Source organism: Flavobacterium sp., assembly GCF_013822155.1.
Classification (GTDB): Bacteria; Bacteroidota; Bacteroidia; order Flavobacteriales; family Flavobacteriaceae; genus Flavobacterium.
The window spans coordinates 1-17,143 of sequence record NZ_PNJW01000001.1 but is presented as its reverse complement, the minus strand read 5'-3'; the positions used below and the strand labels follow the sequence as shown (position 1 = coordinate 17,143).

The following is a 17,143-nucleotide window of genomic DNA, read 5'->3' as shown; positions in this document are numbered from 1 at the left end:
CCCAAAACCAACTAACAAATAACCCAAAACAGTAAAAGGGATTTTCTGTTTTAAAAAACATGTAAGTGTATGTATGTAGTAAAAAGAGACGGTCACAAAGAACCGGTAATGTTTGACAAAATCACAGATAGAATTAAAAAACTATGCTATGGTTTAAATGATTTGGTCGATTCTGTAAAAGTGGCCATGCGTGTAATTGAAGGATTGTACGATGGTGTAACAACTTCTGAATTGGATAATTTAGCAGCTGAAACTGCCGCCTCGATGACGATTGCTCACCCGGATTATGCACAATTAGCAGCTCGTATTGCTGTTTCCAACTTACATAAAAATACAAAAAAATCGTTTTCAGAAACGATGTCGGATATGTACCATTACGTGAATCCACGTACCGGACAACAATCACCTTTGCTTTCAGAAGAAGTGTATGATGCAATCATGGCCAATGCTGAAGAATTGGACTCGATGATTATTTATAACAGAGATTTTAATTATGATTATTTTGGTTTCAAAACATTAGAACGTTCGTATTTGCTAAAAATAAACGGAAAAATTGTAGAGCGACCTCAACATATGTTGATGCGTGTTTCGGTTGGAATTCATTTGAATGACATTGAATCAGTAAAAGAAACGTACGAATTGATGTCGAAAAAGTTCTTTACACACGCTACGCCAACTTTATTCAATGCCGGAACCCCAAAACCGCAAATGTCCTCGTGTTTCTTGTTAACCATGAAAGACGACAGCATTGACGGAATTTATGATACTTTGAAACAAACCGCTAAAATTTCGCAATCAGCGGGAGGAATTGGTCTTTCAATTCACAATGTGAGAGCTACAGGTTCTTATATTCGTGGGACAAACGGAACATCCAACGGAATTGTTCCAATGTTACGTGTATTCAATGATACAGCTCGTTATGTTGATCAAGGAGGCGGAAAAAGAAAAGGAAGTTTTGCCATTTATTTAGAAACGTGGCATGCTGATATTTTCGAATTTTTAGATTTGAAAAAGAATACCGGAAAAGAAGAAATGCGTGCGAGAGATTTATTTTTTGCCATGTGGACATCCGATTTATTTATGAAACGCGTGCAAGATGATGCTTCATGGACGTTAATGTGTCCAAACGAATGTCCGGGTCTTTGTGATGTGTATGGCGACGAATTCGAAGCGTTGTACCACAAATATGAAGCTGCAGGAAAAGGCAGAAAAACCGTTCGTGCCCGTGAACTTTGGGAGAAAATCCTAGAATCACAAATCGAAACCGGAACGCCTTATATGTTGTATAAAGATGCAGCCAACCGCAAATCAAACCAAAAGAATTTAGGAACCATTCGTTCATCGAATTTATGTACGGAGATTTTAGAATATACTTCACCGGATGAAATTGCAGTTTGTAACTTGGCCTCTATTTCGTTGCCAATGTTTATTGAAAACGGAAAATTTGATCACCAGAAATTATATGATGTTACCAAACGTGTAACTCGTAATCTGAACCGCGTAATCGATAGAAATTACTATCCGGTTCCGGAAGCGGAAAATTCAAATATGCGTCACCGTCCAATAGGATTAGGTGTGCAAGGTTTGGCAGATGCGTTTATTTTACTTCGATTACCTTTCACTAGCGATGAAGCAAAACAAATGAATCAGGATATTTTTGAAACGCTTTATTTTGCTGCCGTAACTGCATCTATGGAAATGGCAAAAGAAGAAGGTCCGTATTCAACATTTAAAGGTTCGCCAATTTCGCAAGGAGAATTCCAGTACAATCTTTGGGGATTAAAAGACAGCGATTTATCAGGTCGTTGGGATTGGGACAGTTTACGTAAAGAAGTAGTGGAACACGGCGTGAGAAACTCATTGTTAGTCGCTCCAATGCCAACTGCTTCTACTTCGCAAATCTTAGGAAACAATGAAGCGTTTGAGCCTTATACTTCCAATATTTACACTCGAAGAGTACTTTCAGGAGAATTTATTGTAGTAAACAAACACTTGTTAGAAGATTTAGTAAATCTCGGTTTATGGAACGACACCTTGAAACAAGAAATCATGCGTCACAATGGTTCAGTTCAAAATATTGAAATTATTCCTCAGGATATCAAAGATTTGTACAAAACAGTTTGGGAAATGAGCATGAAAGACATCATAGACATGTCACGTCAAAGAGGTTATTTCATTGACCAATCACAATCGTTGAACTTGTTTATGGAAGGAGCAACCTATGCAAAATTAACCTCGATGCATTTCTATGCTTGGCAATCAGGATTGAAAACAGGAATGTATTATTTACGAACTAAATCGGCGGTAGATGCCATTAAGTTTACCTTAAATAATGACAAAAAAGCGGAGCCAACACCCGAACCACAAGTAGTGGAAGTTTTTGCTCCAAATGAAACGGGAGAAATGACGGCAGAAGATTTCAAAGCGATGGTGGAAAAAGCAAGAAACTCAGGTCCGGATGATTGTGAGATGTGTGGATCATAATTCAAAAACATTACATAAGAAAAACAGCCGTCAATCGATGGCTGTTTTTATATTAATCAATTTCAATTCGTACATTTGAAAAAGTAATTACAAAATCATGTCAAAAGATAAAAAAGGCGTTTATACCGGCATCATCGAAAAAGATGAAAAAGGAAACTATTTCTGCGGGGAATATTTATTAGATTTTAAATATACCGAAGCAAATTTTAAATTAGGAGAATTAATCAATATCAAAACGGTGATTGAAAATCCAAGTGATATCAGCTACAATCAATACCCAAAAAAATCAAGAAATTTCTTTTTGGCAAACGATAAAAAAGCATAAAATTTACAGTAAAGTATGGAGTTTGTCAAACCAAAAGAAATTGCGATTACATCAGCTATGTTAGCCTCATCCGGACAGCGATTGGGAAATTATATAATTGATATGGTTATTCATAATATTATCAATGTTATACCAATTGGGATAGGCTGGATTTTATATGAATTTTTTGGAAACTATGAACTTTCCCTTTGGTTAGAATCCATCAATCCTATCGTTGATTTCCTGATAAGTTATTTGATTATTGTGATTTATTACATGATTTTTGAATCGTTAACCGGGAAATCCATTGGAAAATATGTCACCAATACAAAAGTAATGATGGCTGATGGTTCTAAACCCGAACCTTACTCTATCTTTATTCGATCAATATCTCGATTGATACCTTTTGATCAATTATCTTTTTTAGGAACTATTCCAAAAGGGTGGCATGATACCCTCTCTAAATCAGTTGTGGTCGATTTAAGAAAATATAATCAGGAGTTAGAAATGCAAGATTCTATTAACGAAATTGGACAAGAATAACATGATGCACTGGGAACAACTTTTATCACTCAAAAGACAAGGAGACACCGGGAAACGTTTAAGATCTGAACAAGATGACACCCGTTTAGGATTTGAAGTGGATTATGACCGTATTATATTTTCTGCAGCATTCCGAAGTCTGCAAGATAAAACACAAGTTATTCCACTTTCTAAAACAGATTTTGTACATACCAGATTGACACATAGCCTGGAAGTATCAGTTGTTGGACGATCCATTGGACGATTAGTAGGAAAAAAAATTATTGAAAAATATCCCTATCTCAAAGAAGTTCATGGTTTTCACATGAATGATTTCGGAGCAATTGTAGCCGCTGCTTGTTTAGCTCATGACATTGGAAATCCTCCCTTTGGTCATTCCGGTGAAAAGGCGATTGGCGAATATTTTAAAACCGGAAACGGACAGCAATATAAAAATCAACTTGCTGAAAAAGAATGGCAAGATTTAATTGATTTTGAAGGTAATGCAAATGGGTTTTCTGTTTTAACCGGAAATCGTCCCGGAAATGAAGGAGGATTACGAATTTCGTATGCAACCTTGGGGGCATTTATGAAATATCCCAAAGAAAGTTTACCTAAAAAACCAACTACTGCAATTGCCGATAAAAAATATGGCTTTTTTCAACAAGACAAAGCTTTTTTTAAAGAAGTAGCGGAAGAATTAGGATTGATTTCTAATAAAACAGGCGATAATATTGGCTTTGAAAGACATCCATTAGCTTATTTAGTGGAAGCAGCTGACGATATTTGTTACACCATTATCGATTTTGAAGATGGAATAAATTTAGGTTTAGTCAATGAAGATTTTGCTTTAGAGTACTTGATAAAGTTAGTAAAAGATAGCATTGATGTTTCTAAATACAATTCATTACAAACCAAAGAAGACAGAATTAGTTACCTACGAGCTTTAGCCATTGGGAGCTTAATTAATGATGCAGTTCGGATTTTTATTGAAAATGAAGAGAATATTTTAAAAGGTCAATTTCCTTTTGCCTTAACGGATAAAAGTAAATACAAAGCCCAGATGGATGATATCATCAAATTGAGTGTAAAAAAAATATACCAAAGTCGAGAAGTTATAGAAAAGGAGATTACAGGCTACCACGTTATCAATAATTTATTGGATAAATTTATAACAGCATTCAATAATCAATACCATGGTAAAATGTCTAATTATGATGTTTTATTGTTAAAAGTATTGCCTGAAAAATACCAAGTGAATAAAGATACGTTGTATGAGCGGTTGTTACATATTTCACATTATATTTCATTATTAACCGATGGTAACGCAATATTAATCAACAAAATAGTATCTTCTAACAATAGTTAAAGTATTTAAAAAAAACACCTAATTGTTGAAAATAATTATATATTTGGCTCTTAAATTTCCAAAGTTCACTTTTTTATGAAAAAAATTACATTCTTATTCTTTGTTCTGTTTGCTTTTTCAGTTAATGCACAAACTGAAACCCAAAAAATCCAAGAATATTTAAATTCAAATTATTCTACATTAGGAATAACATCACAAGATATCAATGATTGGTATGTAGAAAGTGAAGCCACTTCCTCTTCCACCGGGATAACTAATTATTACGTTAAACAACGTTATCAAGGAATTGAAATATTTCATGCTCAAACAAATTTTTCAATTAAAAACGGAAATGTAGTTTATGTTGCCAACCGTTTTGAAAGCAATATTGCACAACGAGTAAACACAACGACACCGGCTTACAGTGTATTAGATGCCTTGAGTTTGGCGTATGGAAGTTTTAATATCACTCCAATTGAATCCTTTCAAATTCAAAGAACAATCAGAACTAATTATTATCAGATAAATGATGCAATTGGCATCAATGAGCCTGTTTTGGCTAAACTGGTTTATCAATTAAATGAGGAAAATAAACTCAGATTAGCTTGGGATTTTACTTTTTACAGTCCAAATCACAAAAATTTGTGGAGCGTTAGAATTGATGCTAAAAATGGTGAAATTCTTGAAAAGCAAGATATGGTTGTTAGTTGTAGTTTCGGAAATGATTCAGATCACTCGAAACACCAACATTATGTTCCTTTCACTAAACAATTGTTTAAAGAAGAATCAGCTACTTCGGTTGTAGAGACACAATCGGGTTCTTATCGTGTTTTACCATACAATATTGAAAGTCCAAACCACGGTGAAAGACAATTAATTTCTACACCACACAACACAACGGCTTCTCCTTTCGGATGGCATGATACTAATGGTGCTGTTGGAGCTGAATTTACGATTACCAGAGGAAATAACACTTGGGCAAAAGAAGACCGAAATGGAACTAATAGTGTTTTCGGTGCAGCACCAAATGGCGGAGCAATTTTAGAGTTTGATTTTCCTTATGGTGGGAATAGTGCACAATCAACTACCTATACAAATGCGGCTACAACTAATTTATTTTACATGACCAATGTGATGCATGATGTTTGGTATCAATATGGTTTTGATGAAGCAAATGGAAATTACCAAGCCAATAATTATGGAAAAGGCGGTACCGCAGGTGATTTTGTTTATGCAGATTCTCAAGATGGAGTTGGGACAAACAATGCTAATTTCTCAGCACCGGTCGATGGACAATCCGGAAGAGTTCAAATGTTTTTATGGGATGTGGGTCCGCCAAATTATTCTTTAACTGTAAATACACCTGCTACTATTGCTGGTCCATATGCAATTAGAGATAATAATTTTATCCCTGGTAATGTTCCACTACCAATTGCTCCAAACGGTTTCACAACTGATTTAGTCCTTTTTGATGATGGGTCTCCGGATAATTCAGATGCTTGTTCTCCGGCAATTAATGCGGCTGCTATTTCAGGTAAAGTTTGTATTTTGAGAAGAGGAGATTGTACTTTCGTTGAAAAAGTTAAGAATGCTCAAAATGCAGGAGCTCTTGCTGTAATAGTTGTCAATAATGTTGAAGGAGTTATTATCATGGGTGGTGCTGATGCAACAATAACTATTCCTGCAATCAGTATAAATCAAGATGTAGGGGAAGCTATTATAGCTCAAATGAGTTTAGGAGTAGTTAATGTAACACTTCAAACCCCGGCTGATGTTTTTATCAATGCCGATGGTTCTTTTGATAATGGAATTATTTCTCATGAATTTGGTCATGGTATCTCCATCCGTTTAGCTGGCGGTAGAAACAATTCCAGTTGTTTAGGTAATGCTGAACAAATGGGTGAGGGTTGGTCTGATTGGTTCGCTTTAATGATGCAATTGAAACCCGGAGATGTAGGTACTGCTATTAGAGGGATTGGAACTTTTGCAGTTAGCCAGCCAATTGATGGTGTTGGAATTAGAACATATCCGTATTCAACTGATATGAGTATTAACCCAATGACGTTTAATAGTACGAATACAGAAGCAGTTCCTCATGGTGTTGGTTCTGTTTGGGCAACTACTTTATGGGATTTAACATGGGCATATATTAATAAATATGGTTATGATTCAAATATATATACCGGTACTGGAGGAAATAATAAAATTATGCGTTTAGTGCTTGATGGATTAAAATTGCAACCTTGTTCTCCAACTTTTATAGAGGCAAGAGATGTATTAATTGCAGCTGACCAAGCAACTACCGGAGGACAAGATTATTGTATGATTTGGGAAGTGTTTGCCAATAGAGGTTTAGGTTTAAATGCTTCTTCTGGAAATAGAAATAGTTCTACCGATCAAGTGGAAGATTTTACTATGCCACCTGCTGGACCAAACTGTGTTTTATCAGTAGATTATTTTGCAACGAATGAAGTATTTAAAGTATATCCAAATCCTTCCAATGGAATGTTTACTATTCAAGTAAATCAATTCTCCGGAAAAGTGGCTATTCAAATTGTTGATTTAAATGGTAGAATCGTTTACCAAGAAAATGAAGTTAATTTTAATAATGCTAAAAATATTAATTTAACACATCTTCAATCAGGAATGTATATAGTGAAAGTAAATGCAGATGAATTAAACTTTTCTCAGAAGATTATTAAAAACTAATTAATGAGATTTTAATATGTAAAACCCGGAATCTTCCGGGTTTTTTTATTTTAAAAAACATAAACTACGCCAATCCCTAAAGCTTGTTTTAATTGAAGTTTGGGGCCAACCGTAATTTGTTCTCCATTTACTTCTTCTTTGGCCTTAATATCATCATCATAAATCATGTGAATGCCAATATTAGCCTTCACATATTCATTTACAATCATATCTACTTGTAATTGCCAATCCACATCAATGTTCCCAAAATTGTTCAGGTAGTCGGAATATAATGACAATCTGTTTTCTAATGTCATGTTTTTGTAGATTTCCGTTTTCCAGTAATTGTTGAAAAGCATACCTAATTCTGTTCGGCTTTTTCGGCCTCTTTTTAATAGGTTCCCTTCTTCATCGTAAATCGCTTTTGTCACTCCATACGAACCCAAATCAGCTAAACGTTGGTTTAAAACAAAGGTGGTTTTTAAAGTTAAAGGCGAAAAATAAAAATTTGCATTCCAATCTTTTCGGTTATACTCACTCCCAATTCCCAAAAAAACATATGCCGGAGCAAAAAACTTTGAAATTGGAGTATCTGTATTCGGATAGGCATAACCATTCGTAAATTGAGTATTAAAATTAAACCGGGCAGAACTATACCAATTGGAATTAATGTCCGTTTTATAGCCGTAATTTGAAAGAATCGAAAAGGCATCATCTGTTTTTCGTAGCTCTCGATCATCTTGTTTGTTGATACCGTATCGAATGCTCATTTCATTATTCCACAAGACATTTTCTTTGGTATATTTTCTCGAAAAATCACCTTTAAATAAACCTGAAATAGAACTGTTTCCTCCGGCATTCCAATTTAGAAATGCAATTTGAGTAATGTCTAATCCCACTATTTTTTTCTGAACCCAATAGGTAGTATCTTTAAGGGTAGAATCTTTCGCTGTTTGTATAGGTTGTGAAAAAAGAACGGAAGATGAGAGTAATAAAAATAAAGTAGATGAAATAGATTTCATAGACAAAATAGTAATAAGACTTTTGCAAAAGTCACTATTTTGAATAAGTTGACAAAATGGAGACCAAACTTTCCACGTTAATTTTGCTAAAACGTTGTAGTTCATCGATGGTACCCTGTTCAATAAATTCATCGGAAATTCCTAAAACCTGAACCTCATTTTTGTACTTGTTTTTAGCTTTAAATTCCAGTATTCCTGACCCAAACCCACCTATAATTGTCCCGTCTTCCAAGGTAATAATACTTTCGTGTTCCTTAAAAATTGAAGTCAAAAGTTGTTCATCCAATGGTTTTACAAAAGGAAAATCATAATGAGAAAAATCATTTTGAGCTGAAATTAAAGTTAAAGCAGCTGTCACATTTTTCCCAATAAAACCATTGGACAAGACGGCTACTTTTGATCCTTTTTTTAACAAACTTGCTTTTCCAATTTCTGTTTTTTGAAAAGGAATTTGCCAATCGACAATTTCTCCCCTTCCTCTAGGATAGCGGATAGCAATCGGATGATTTAATCCTAATTGAGCGGTATAAAGCATGTTTCGTAATTCAATTTCGTTTCTGGGTGAAAAAACAATCATATTCGGAATGCAACGCAAGTAGGCTAAATCAAAAACACCGTGATGAGTAGCTCCGTCTTCACCCACTAATCCTGCTCTATCTAAACAAAAAATGACAGGAAGATTTTGCAAGGCAACATCATGAATCACCTGATCATATGCCCGTTGCAAAAAGGTAGAATAAATGTTGCAAAAAACCACCATGCCTTGCGTAGCCATTCCAGCCGATAATGTCACTGCATGTTGCTCAGCAATACCTACATCAAAAGCTCTTTCCGGAAAAGCATCCATCATAAATTTTAAGGAGCTACCGGTTGGCATAGCAGGAGTAATACCGATAATTTTTTTATTTTGTTGAGCCAATTCAACCAAAGTCAAACCAAAAACATCCTGAAATTTAGGAGGTAAATGACTTTCTTCTTTCAAATGAATTTCACCGGTTAGTTTATCAAATTTACCTGGAGCATGGTATTTTACTTGGTCTTCTTCTGCTTTCTGAAGTCCCTTACCTTTTGTAGTGATGACGTGCAAAAACTTTGGGCCTTTTACTTTTTTCAATCGTTCCAATTCAGCAATAATTGCAAAAATATCATGACCGTCAATCGGACCGGAATAGTCAAAATTTAACGATTTAATCATGTTGTTTTGTTTCGGATTTTTGCCTTTTTTCACAGCGGTGAGATAATTTTTCAACGCACCTACACTAGGGTCAATTCCAATGGCATTGTCATTTAAAATTACTAACAAATTAGCATCAGTAACACCGGCATGATTCAAACCCTCAAAGGCCATTCCGCTCGCAATGGAAGCATCGCCTATTACAGCAATATGGTGTTTGTTTTCACCTTTGAGTTGGGAGGCAATTGCCATTCCCAAAGCAGCAGAAATAGACGTAGAGGAGTGACCAACACCAAACGTATCAAATTCACTTTCACTTCTTTTTGGAAATCCAGAAATCCCACCTAATTGACGATTGGTATGAAAAACAGCTTTTCTTCCGGTTAATATTTTATGACCATACGCTTGATGGCCAACATCCCAAACTAATAAATCATTTGGTGTTTGAAAAACATAATGTAAAGCAATGGTCAATTCAACAACACCCAAACTGGCTCCTAAATGACCTTCTTTTACGGAAACAACGTCAATGATAAAATCTCGTAATTCCTGAGCGAGTTGTGGTAATTGGTTTACGGTTAATTTTCGTAAATCATTCGGAGAATCAATATAGGAAAGTAAATTTTCAACCATAGCACAAATGTACGAATTGAAATTGTATTTTTGTTTCTATGGAAAATCCTTTGACCGATGAGTATTTTATGAAAAAAGCTTTACAAGAAGCAGAAATTGCTTTTGAAAAAGGCGAGGTTCCCGTTGGGGCTTTGATTGTTGTTGATAATAAAATCATTGCACGAACACATAATTTAACCGAATTGCTACACGATGTCACCGCTCATGCTGAAATGCAAGCCATAACTTCAGCCGCTAATTATATTGGGGGAAAATACCTAAAAAATTGTACGCTCTATGTGACATTAGAACCTTGTCAAATGTGTGCCGGAGCATTGTACTGGAGTCAAATTTCTAAAATCGTGTTTGGAGCTCGAGATGATCAACGTGGTTTTATGAAAATGGGTACTCAGCTACACCCGAAAACGGAAGTAATTTCAGGAGTTTTGGCTCAAGAAGCATCCGATTTGATGGTACGTTTTTTTGCATTGAAAAGAAAATAAATTAACGTAATTTTTCTTCTTAAAAGATTAATTACTTTTAACACAATATTTGGAATACTTTTTGTGTTATCGCAATTAAGTAAACCTCATTTTTTCGTTCCACTTTTAATCTTTTTGAACAATGTCAATCAAACGTTTGGTGCAACTACTTGTTGCAGTTGTGGTGCTACATTCTTGTGGCAAAAAAGTTTCTACTGAAGAATTTAATTCCGATTTTTCATTGTTCAAAGACTATATTCTGAATTTCAGTTCAGGATTAGTTTCATCAAATACTGATATTCGGGTCACGCTGGCTTTTGATAAAACTGAATGGCAACCCAATCAAGAAATTGATCAAAGTTTATTTGATATATCTCCAGCTGTAAAAGGAAAAATGGTCGCATTGGCTTCTAATACCATTGCGTTTATTCCTGAAAAACCTTTAGAACAAGATACAGAATACCGAATTGTTTTCAAATTATCCAAACTCATCAAAACACCAAAAAACCTTTCTGAATTTAAGTTTTCCATCAAAACGCTGAAACAGGATTTTATAGTTAATGTATTGGATTTACAATCGTATAACAGAGAATGGCAATATTTGAACGGAACCATTCAAACCAGTGATCAAATGAGTTTTGAAACCGCGTCTAAGTTAGTAGAAGCGGCTCAAAACGGTACTAAATTAAAAATAAAATTTGACAAAGAATTTAGCCGAGGAACAGAATTTAAATTTATCATCGACAGCATTAAAAGGGAAGTCGAAGACAGTAAAATTAAAATTTCATGGGATGGAAATCCATTTGACATCGACCAAAAAGGAATGGTAGATTTTGAAATTCCTGGTAAAAATAATTTTAAAATTGTTGGCTTAGAGGTTGGCGATGATGATAATCAGTCGTTGCTTATCAATTTTTCTGACCCTATTAAAAAAGGGCAGGATTTAAGAGGATTAGTTTCAGTAGAAACTGCTATTGCCACTAAATTTTCTATCGAAGGAAATATATTGAAAGTGTTTTTTAGTGAACCACTTAAAGGAGATTTATTAGTGGAAGTTTTCCAAGGTATCGAAAGTGAGGAAGGCTACAAAATGAAAGAAACACATGCACAAAAAGTTGCCTTCAATGAAATAAAACCGGGTATCCGTTTCATGAAAAACGGAACAATTTTACCTAGTTCCAATAATTTAAAAATCAACTTTGAAGCGGCTAATTTGAAAGCAGTTGATGTAAAAATTTATAAAATTTATAAAAATAATATCCTTCAATTTTTACAAGACAATGACTTAAATGGGAAAAGAAATCTGAGAAAAGTTGCTACTCCAGTAGCAAAAAAGACAATTAATTTAGTTGATAAAAAATTACCCAATTACAGCAAGTGGAACAGTTTTGCTTTGGATTTAGCCAAAGTTATCACTCCGGAGCCGGGAGCCATCTATCGTGTTGAATTGTCTTTCAAAAAAAGTTATTCATTGTATAAATGTTCAAATTCAACTACTGAAACGGAATCAGAGGAAGAAGAAACCGAAGAAGTGCGTTCTAACGATGATGATTATTATGATTATTATTGGTATGATGATTACGATTGGTACGACAGCAAAGATCCTTGCGAAAATGATTATTATAGTCGAGGACCAATCGGGATGAATGTACTGGCTTCAGATTTAGGGGTTATTGCTAAAAGAGGAGAAAACGGTTCTTATCTTTTTGCGGTTACAAATATTGTTAACACCCAGCCGGTTTCAGGTGCAACAGTTGAACTGTATAATTTTCAACAACAAAAATTAGCATCAGGTATAACAAATGTAGAAGGAATTACTAAATTCGAATTGAACAAATATGCCTATTTTGCCATAGTAACAAAAGGGAAACAATCTACCTATGTAAAATTAGATGAAGGCTATTCGCTTTCCGTAAGTAATTTTGATGTTTCCGGGGAAAAATTACAAAAAGGACTCAAAGGCTATATTTATGGTGAAAGAGGCGTTTGGCGACCTGGCGACACCTTGTTTTTGAGTTTTATGTTGAATGATGCTGCGAGCAAATTGGATAAATCGCATCCTATTAGTTTCAAACTTAATGATCCAAACGGAAAATTAACCTTTCAATCGGTACAGAAATATAATGACCTGAATCATTACAAATTTATTATTCCCACTCGGGATAGTCATCCTACAGGAAATTGGGAAGCAGTTATCAGTGTCGGTGGAGCTAAGTTTTATAAAAGTATCAAGATTGAAACTATTAAACCCAATCGGCTAAAAATTAAAAATAAATTCGATTCTGAAATTTTATCAACCTCCAAAATAAATACAAGTCAAGTTGAAGTGACTTGGTTACATGGTGCAATTGCAAAAGATTTAAAAATGGAAATGCAAGCTAAAATCATGCAACAAAAAACTATTTTTAAAGGATTTGCCAATTATAATTTTGATGACCCAATCCGTCAATTTGAAACGGAAGAAACAACTGTTTTTACAGGAAAAGTGAATAGTGAAGGAAAAGCAACCGTAAGTTTTCAACCTAAAGTAAGTAGCCAATCACCGGGTATGTTAAAAGCCAGTTTGATGACAAAAGTCTATGAAAACGGTGGTGATTTCAGTGCAGATGTGATGGTGGCGACACTTTCACCATATAAAACATATGTAGGTTTAAAAACACCCGATCCAAATAAATATGGTTTGTTAGAAACCGGAAAAATGAACCGCTACGATATTGTCACTGTAGATGAAAAAGGAAATCCGAAAGCAGTACAGAACCTTAAAGTTCAGGTTTATAAAGTGGAATGGCGATGGTGGTGGGATGCGAGTTATGACAACCTTTCCAGTTATGTTTCTAATAATTCAACTTCGTCCTACAAGAATTTTGCAGTTAGTACAAATGTAAGTGGAAAAGCAAGCGTGCAATTTAAAAATGAAGAAAATGAATGGGGTCGTTATTTGATTCGGGTAACTGATGAAACAGGTGGTCACGCTACCGGTTCTACTGTAATGATTGATTGGCCATATTGGTCCGGGAAAACCAGAAATACAGATGCTTCTAATGCTTCGATGTTGATGTTTTCAACCGATAAAAAAAATTATGCAGTGGGCGAAAAAGCCAAAATTTCCTTTCCATCCAGTACTGGAGGAAGAGCGTTAATTTCGTTGGAGAATGGTTCACGTGTGGTCAAAATTTTTTGGGCAACTACGCAAAAAGGGGAAACCAAAGTGGAAATTCCAATTACCGGTGAAATGGCTCCGAATGTTTTCGTTCACATTACCTTATTGCAACCGCACGCTTCCACATTAAACGATTCACCGATTCGTTTATATGGAATTGTGCCAATTGAAGTCATCGATAAAAACACCATTATCGAACCACAAATCAGTATGCCGGAAGTATTAAAGCCGGAAGGAAAAGTCAACATCCGCGTAAGCGAAAAATCAGGAAAAGCGATGACGTACACGTTGGCCATTGTGGATGATGGTTTGCTCGATTTAACCCGATTTAAAACACCAAATGCGTGGAACAGTTTCTACACTCGTGAAGCGTTAGGCGTAAAAACTTGGGATATTTTTGATGAGGTAATAGGAGCGTATGGTGGACGAATTAACCAAGTTTTCAGCATTGGAGGTGATGAAGATTTAGGCGGAAGCAAAGCCAAAAAAGCCAATCGTTTTAAACCGGTTGTAATTTACCTTGGCCCATTCAAATTAGAAAAAGGACAAGCCAAAATTCATCATATCAAAATGCCAAATTATGTTGGTTCTGTTCGAACGATGGTTGTGGCTGGCGATATTAATTCAAGTGCTTACGGTTCAGCTGAAAAAACAACGCCGGTTAGAAAGCCGTTGATGGTCTTAGCTTCATTACCACGAAAAATTTCGCCAACCGAAAAAGTGACGTTGCCTGTGACGATTTTTGCGATGGAACCACAAGTGAAAAATGTTTCTTTACAAATCAAAACCAACAACGGAATTCGAGTAATTGGAAAAACTTCCCAAAGTTTATCTTTCGCTCAACCGGATGAAAAAATGGCGTATTTTGAATTGGAAGTAGGTGAATTAACCGGATTGGCAAAAGTGCAAGTCATCGCCACTTCCGGAAACGAAAAAGCAACGTACGAAGTAGAACTCGACATCACGAATCCAAACCCAATAACGAATGAATTTACCGATGTTGTCTTAGAACCTAACAGTTCAAAAACAATTGCTATTTCCACCTTCGGTGTCGCCGGAAGCAACAAAGCTCAATTGGAAGTTTCGTCTTTCCCAACCATCGATTTCAGTAGAAGATTACAGTATTTAATCCAATATCCGCACGGTTGTTTGGAGCAAACCACGTCGAGTGTTTTCCCACAATTGTATTTGGCAGATATTTTCGATTTAGATCAAAACCGTAAAAACGAAATTCAGAAAAATATTAAAATCGGAATCCAAAAACTAGGCGGTTTCCAAATTGCCAATGGCGGATTCTCGTATTGGACCGGACAAAATTATGCCGACGATTGGAGTTCATCCTACGTGGGTCATTTCCTCATTGAAGCCGAGAAAAAAGGCTACGTTTTGCCAATTAATTTCAAATCAAAATGGATTGCCTATCAACTAAAAGCGTCCAAAGAATGGCGATTGAACAAAGGCTATCACAACGATTTTGCTCAAGCCTATCGTTTATACACGTTGGCCTTGGCAGGTTCTCCCGACATGGCTTCGATGAATCGTTTGCGGGAAACTATCGGAATTTCAAACGAAAGTAAATTGCGTTTAGCTGCCGCCTATGCATTGGCAGGGCAAAAACAAGCGGCACAAAGTGTCTTTAACCAAAGTAAAATTGACGATACTAATCCAAATAGTTACTACTATTACGGTTCGCCTGAACGCAATAAAGCGATGGCATTGGAAACGCTAATTTTAATTGGCAACAAACAAAGAGCTTTCAAAATGGCGACCGATTTGGCCAAAAACATGGCTTCCGACCAATGGATGAGCACCCAAACCACGGCTTATAGTTTATATGCGATGTCAAAATTCGCTCAACAAAACGGTGGAAAAGGTGTAGAAGTAAATTTTTCTGTGAATGGTAAACCGCAAACAATTAAAACTGCTAAATCATTAGCCAATAGAAATTTGGAAATTAGAAAGGGAAGCAATTCCATCACCATAAAAAACACCAAATCCAATACGTTATATGTGCGAGTGTTAACTAGCGGAATTTTACCGATTGGTCAGGAAAAAGTGATGCAAAGTAAGTTGTTTACTAATTTGGTCTTTAAAAGCAGAAGGGGAGCTCCGGTGAACGTGACTAAAATTACTCAAGGCACTGAGTTTATTGCCGAAATCACCATTAGAAACCAAACCAACGAACGAGTGGAAAATCTGGCATTAACCCAAATTATCCCATCAGGATTTGAAATAGTGAACACTCGTTTCACCGATTTTGGCAGTTTTGGCAACAATGTAGCTGACCATATCGATATTCGTGACGAGAGAACCAATTTCTATTTCGGTCTCAAAGCCAACGAGTCCAGAACGTACCGAGTGCTTTTGAATGCGTCGTATTTGGGTCGCTACTATTTACCAGGCATGCAAGCCGAAGCGATGTACGACAACACGTATGCGGCACGAACACTGGGTCAATGGGTGGAAGTGGTGAAGGAGTAGTTTTATTGGAAGCCAATCCCGCTTTCCATTCCAAGCTTGTTTGTCAAAGCTGTTTTTTCTAAGCCGCCCCAAGAGCTTCCTCTGGTCGCTTTGGGTCAGCAAGAAAAAAAGCAGCTTTGCCTTCACAAGGCTTTGCATTGCAATCGGGGCTAGTGGTGGGTGCTATGAAAAAAGTTGAAAATTAAATTGTACTCACACTTAATTTAGTGTTAATTGGTGCTTTTTTCATTTAACAATTTTTCGGATTGTTTTTACTTTTTTCCCAACCTTCTTTTGTTGGTTTGTCGTCGTTGTTTGGATTGCGTTGGTCATTTCGCAACAAGACATTAATGTAAGTTGGAAGTTTTAAATTTTCAACTTCAGATTCTGTCGAAATACCAAAAGGATATAGTTTTTCGGTGAGTTTTGCATTTAGTTCTTTTAGTTTTTTTAATTGTCATGGTTTTGTTCTTTTTTAAAATTATTTTCAAATAATTCATTATTAAGAATTAATAGATTTCCTAATGTTATTGATTTAATAACTCTATTAATTCATCAAAAATTAATGCTAACTATTTTATAAACAAATTGATTTTAAGACTCTTTTTTAATCATTTTAATTTGTTGGTATTAATTTTAGTAGCAAATCTAGACCAAATCTTATAAACTTACTAACGCTTTTATAGGGTCGTAAAAATACAACTAAATTTGGGGAATATTTGTAATATTTTTTTATAAACAACCTACCTAAAAAAAAGTTTATTAAATATTTGTCTCTAAAATTTCTGAATAACTCTACTTTTGGGTGGTTTATATCCTCGTATGCTAAAGTTGCTATGTAGCATGAAGAAGATTTTTCTATTTGAATAAAATATTTAATAAACTTT

General features: G+C 35.4%; 10 protein-coding genes. 7 read left to right on the top strand and 3 right to left on the bottom strand.

From position 1 onward, the window contains the following. Positions 1–69: 69 nt before the first annotated feature. From C0512_RS00045 to C0512_RS00025, 5 genes are all read left to right on the top strand, one after another. Positions 70–2,484, top strand: coding sequence for a ribonucleoside-diphosphate reductase subunit alpha (locus tag C0512_RS00045; protein WP_290857930.1), 2,415 nt, complete (start codon positions 70–72; stop codon positions 2,482–2,484). A gap of 97 nt (positions 2,485–2,581) precedes the next feature. Further along, positions 2,582–2,809 (top strand): hypothetical protein, encoded by a 228-nt coding sequence (locus tag C0512_RS00040; RefSeq protein ID WP_290857929.1) that lies wholly within the window; start codon positions 2,582–2,584, stop codon positions 2,807–2,809. A 15-nt stretch (positions 2,810–2,824) separates the two neighbouring features. Next, positions 2,825–3,331 carry an RDD family protein gene (locus C0512_RS00035; protein ID WP_290857928.1) on the top strand — a complete coding sequence of 169 codons (507 nt, stop codon included), beginning with the start codon at positions 2,825–2,827 and terminating at the stop codon, positions 3,329–3,331. Between the two features lie 4 nt (positions 3,332–3,335). Further along, complete coding sequence (locus tag C0512_RS00030) at positions 3,336–4,679, top strand: deoxyguanosinetriphosphate triphosphohydrolase (RefSeq protein WP_290858102.1); 1,344 nt, start codon at positions 3,336–3,338, stop codon at positions 4,677–4,679. A gap of 75 nt (positions 4,680–4,754) precedes the next feature. Beyond that, positions 4,755–7,367 (top strand): T9SS-dependent M36 family metallopeptidase, encoded by a 2,613-nt coding sequence (locus tag C0512_RS00025; protein WP_290857927.1) that lies wholly within the window; start codon positions 4,755–4,757, stop codon positions 7,365–7,367. Between the two features lie 50 nt (positions 7,368–7,417). On the opposite strand, the gene C0512_RS00020 is transcribed toward C0512_RS00025, so the two are convergent. Together C0512_RS00020 and C0512_RS00015 are read right to left on the bottom strand one after the other, a co-directional pair. Next, a complete protein-coding gene (locus C0512_RS00020; protein ID WP_290857926.1) occupies positions 7,418–8,368 on the bottom strand; it encodes a DUF3078 domain-containing protein in 951 nt (316 codons plus the stop codon). 34 nt (positions 8,369–8,402) lie between these two features. Continuing rightward, positions 8,403–10,175: a 1-deoxy-D-xylulose-5-phosphate synthase gene (locus C0512_RS00015; RefSeq protein ID WP_290857925.1), complete on the bottom strand. Its 1,773-nt coding sequence runs from the start codon at positions 10,173–10,175 to the stop codon at positions 8,403–8,405. Positions 10,176–10,213: 38 nt separating this feature from the next. Between C0512_RS00015 and C0512_RS00010 the strand changes: the two genes are divergently transcribed. Next, positions 10,214–10,657, top strand: a complete 444-nt coding sequence (locus C0512_RS00010; RefSeq protein ID WP_290857924.1) for a nucleoside deaminase — start codon at positions 10,214–10,216, stop codon at positions 10,655–10,657. Positions 10,658–10,778: 121 nt separating this feature from the next. Then, positions 10,779–16,277, top strand: coding sequence for an MG2 domain-containing protein (locus tag C0512_RS00005; RefSeq protein ID WP_290857923.1), 5,499 nt, complete (start codon positions 10,779–10,781; stop codon positions 16,275–16,277). Positions 16,278–16,872: 595 nt separating this feature from the next. Here the strand turns inward: C0512_RS00005 and C0512_RS15980 are convergent. Continuing rightward, a complete protein-coding gene (locus C0512_RS15980) occupies positions 16,873–17,094 on the bottom strand; it encodes a CFI-box-CTERM domain-containing protein (protein ID WP_367160231.1) in 222 nt (73 codons plus the stop codon). Between the last annotated feature and the right edge of the window lie 49 nt (positions 17,095–17,143).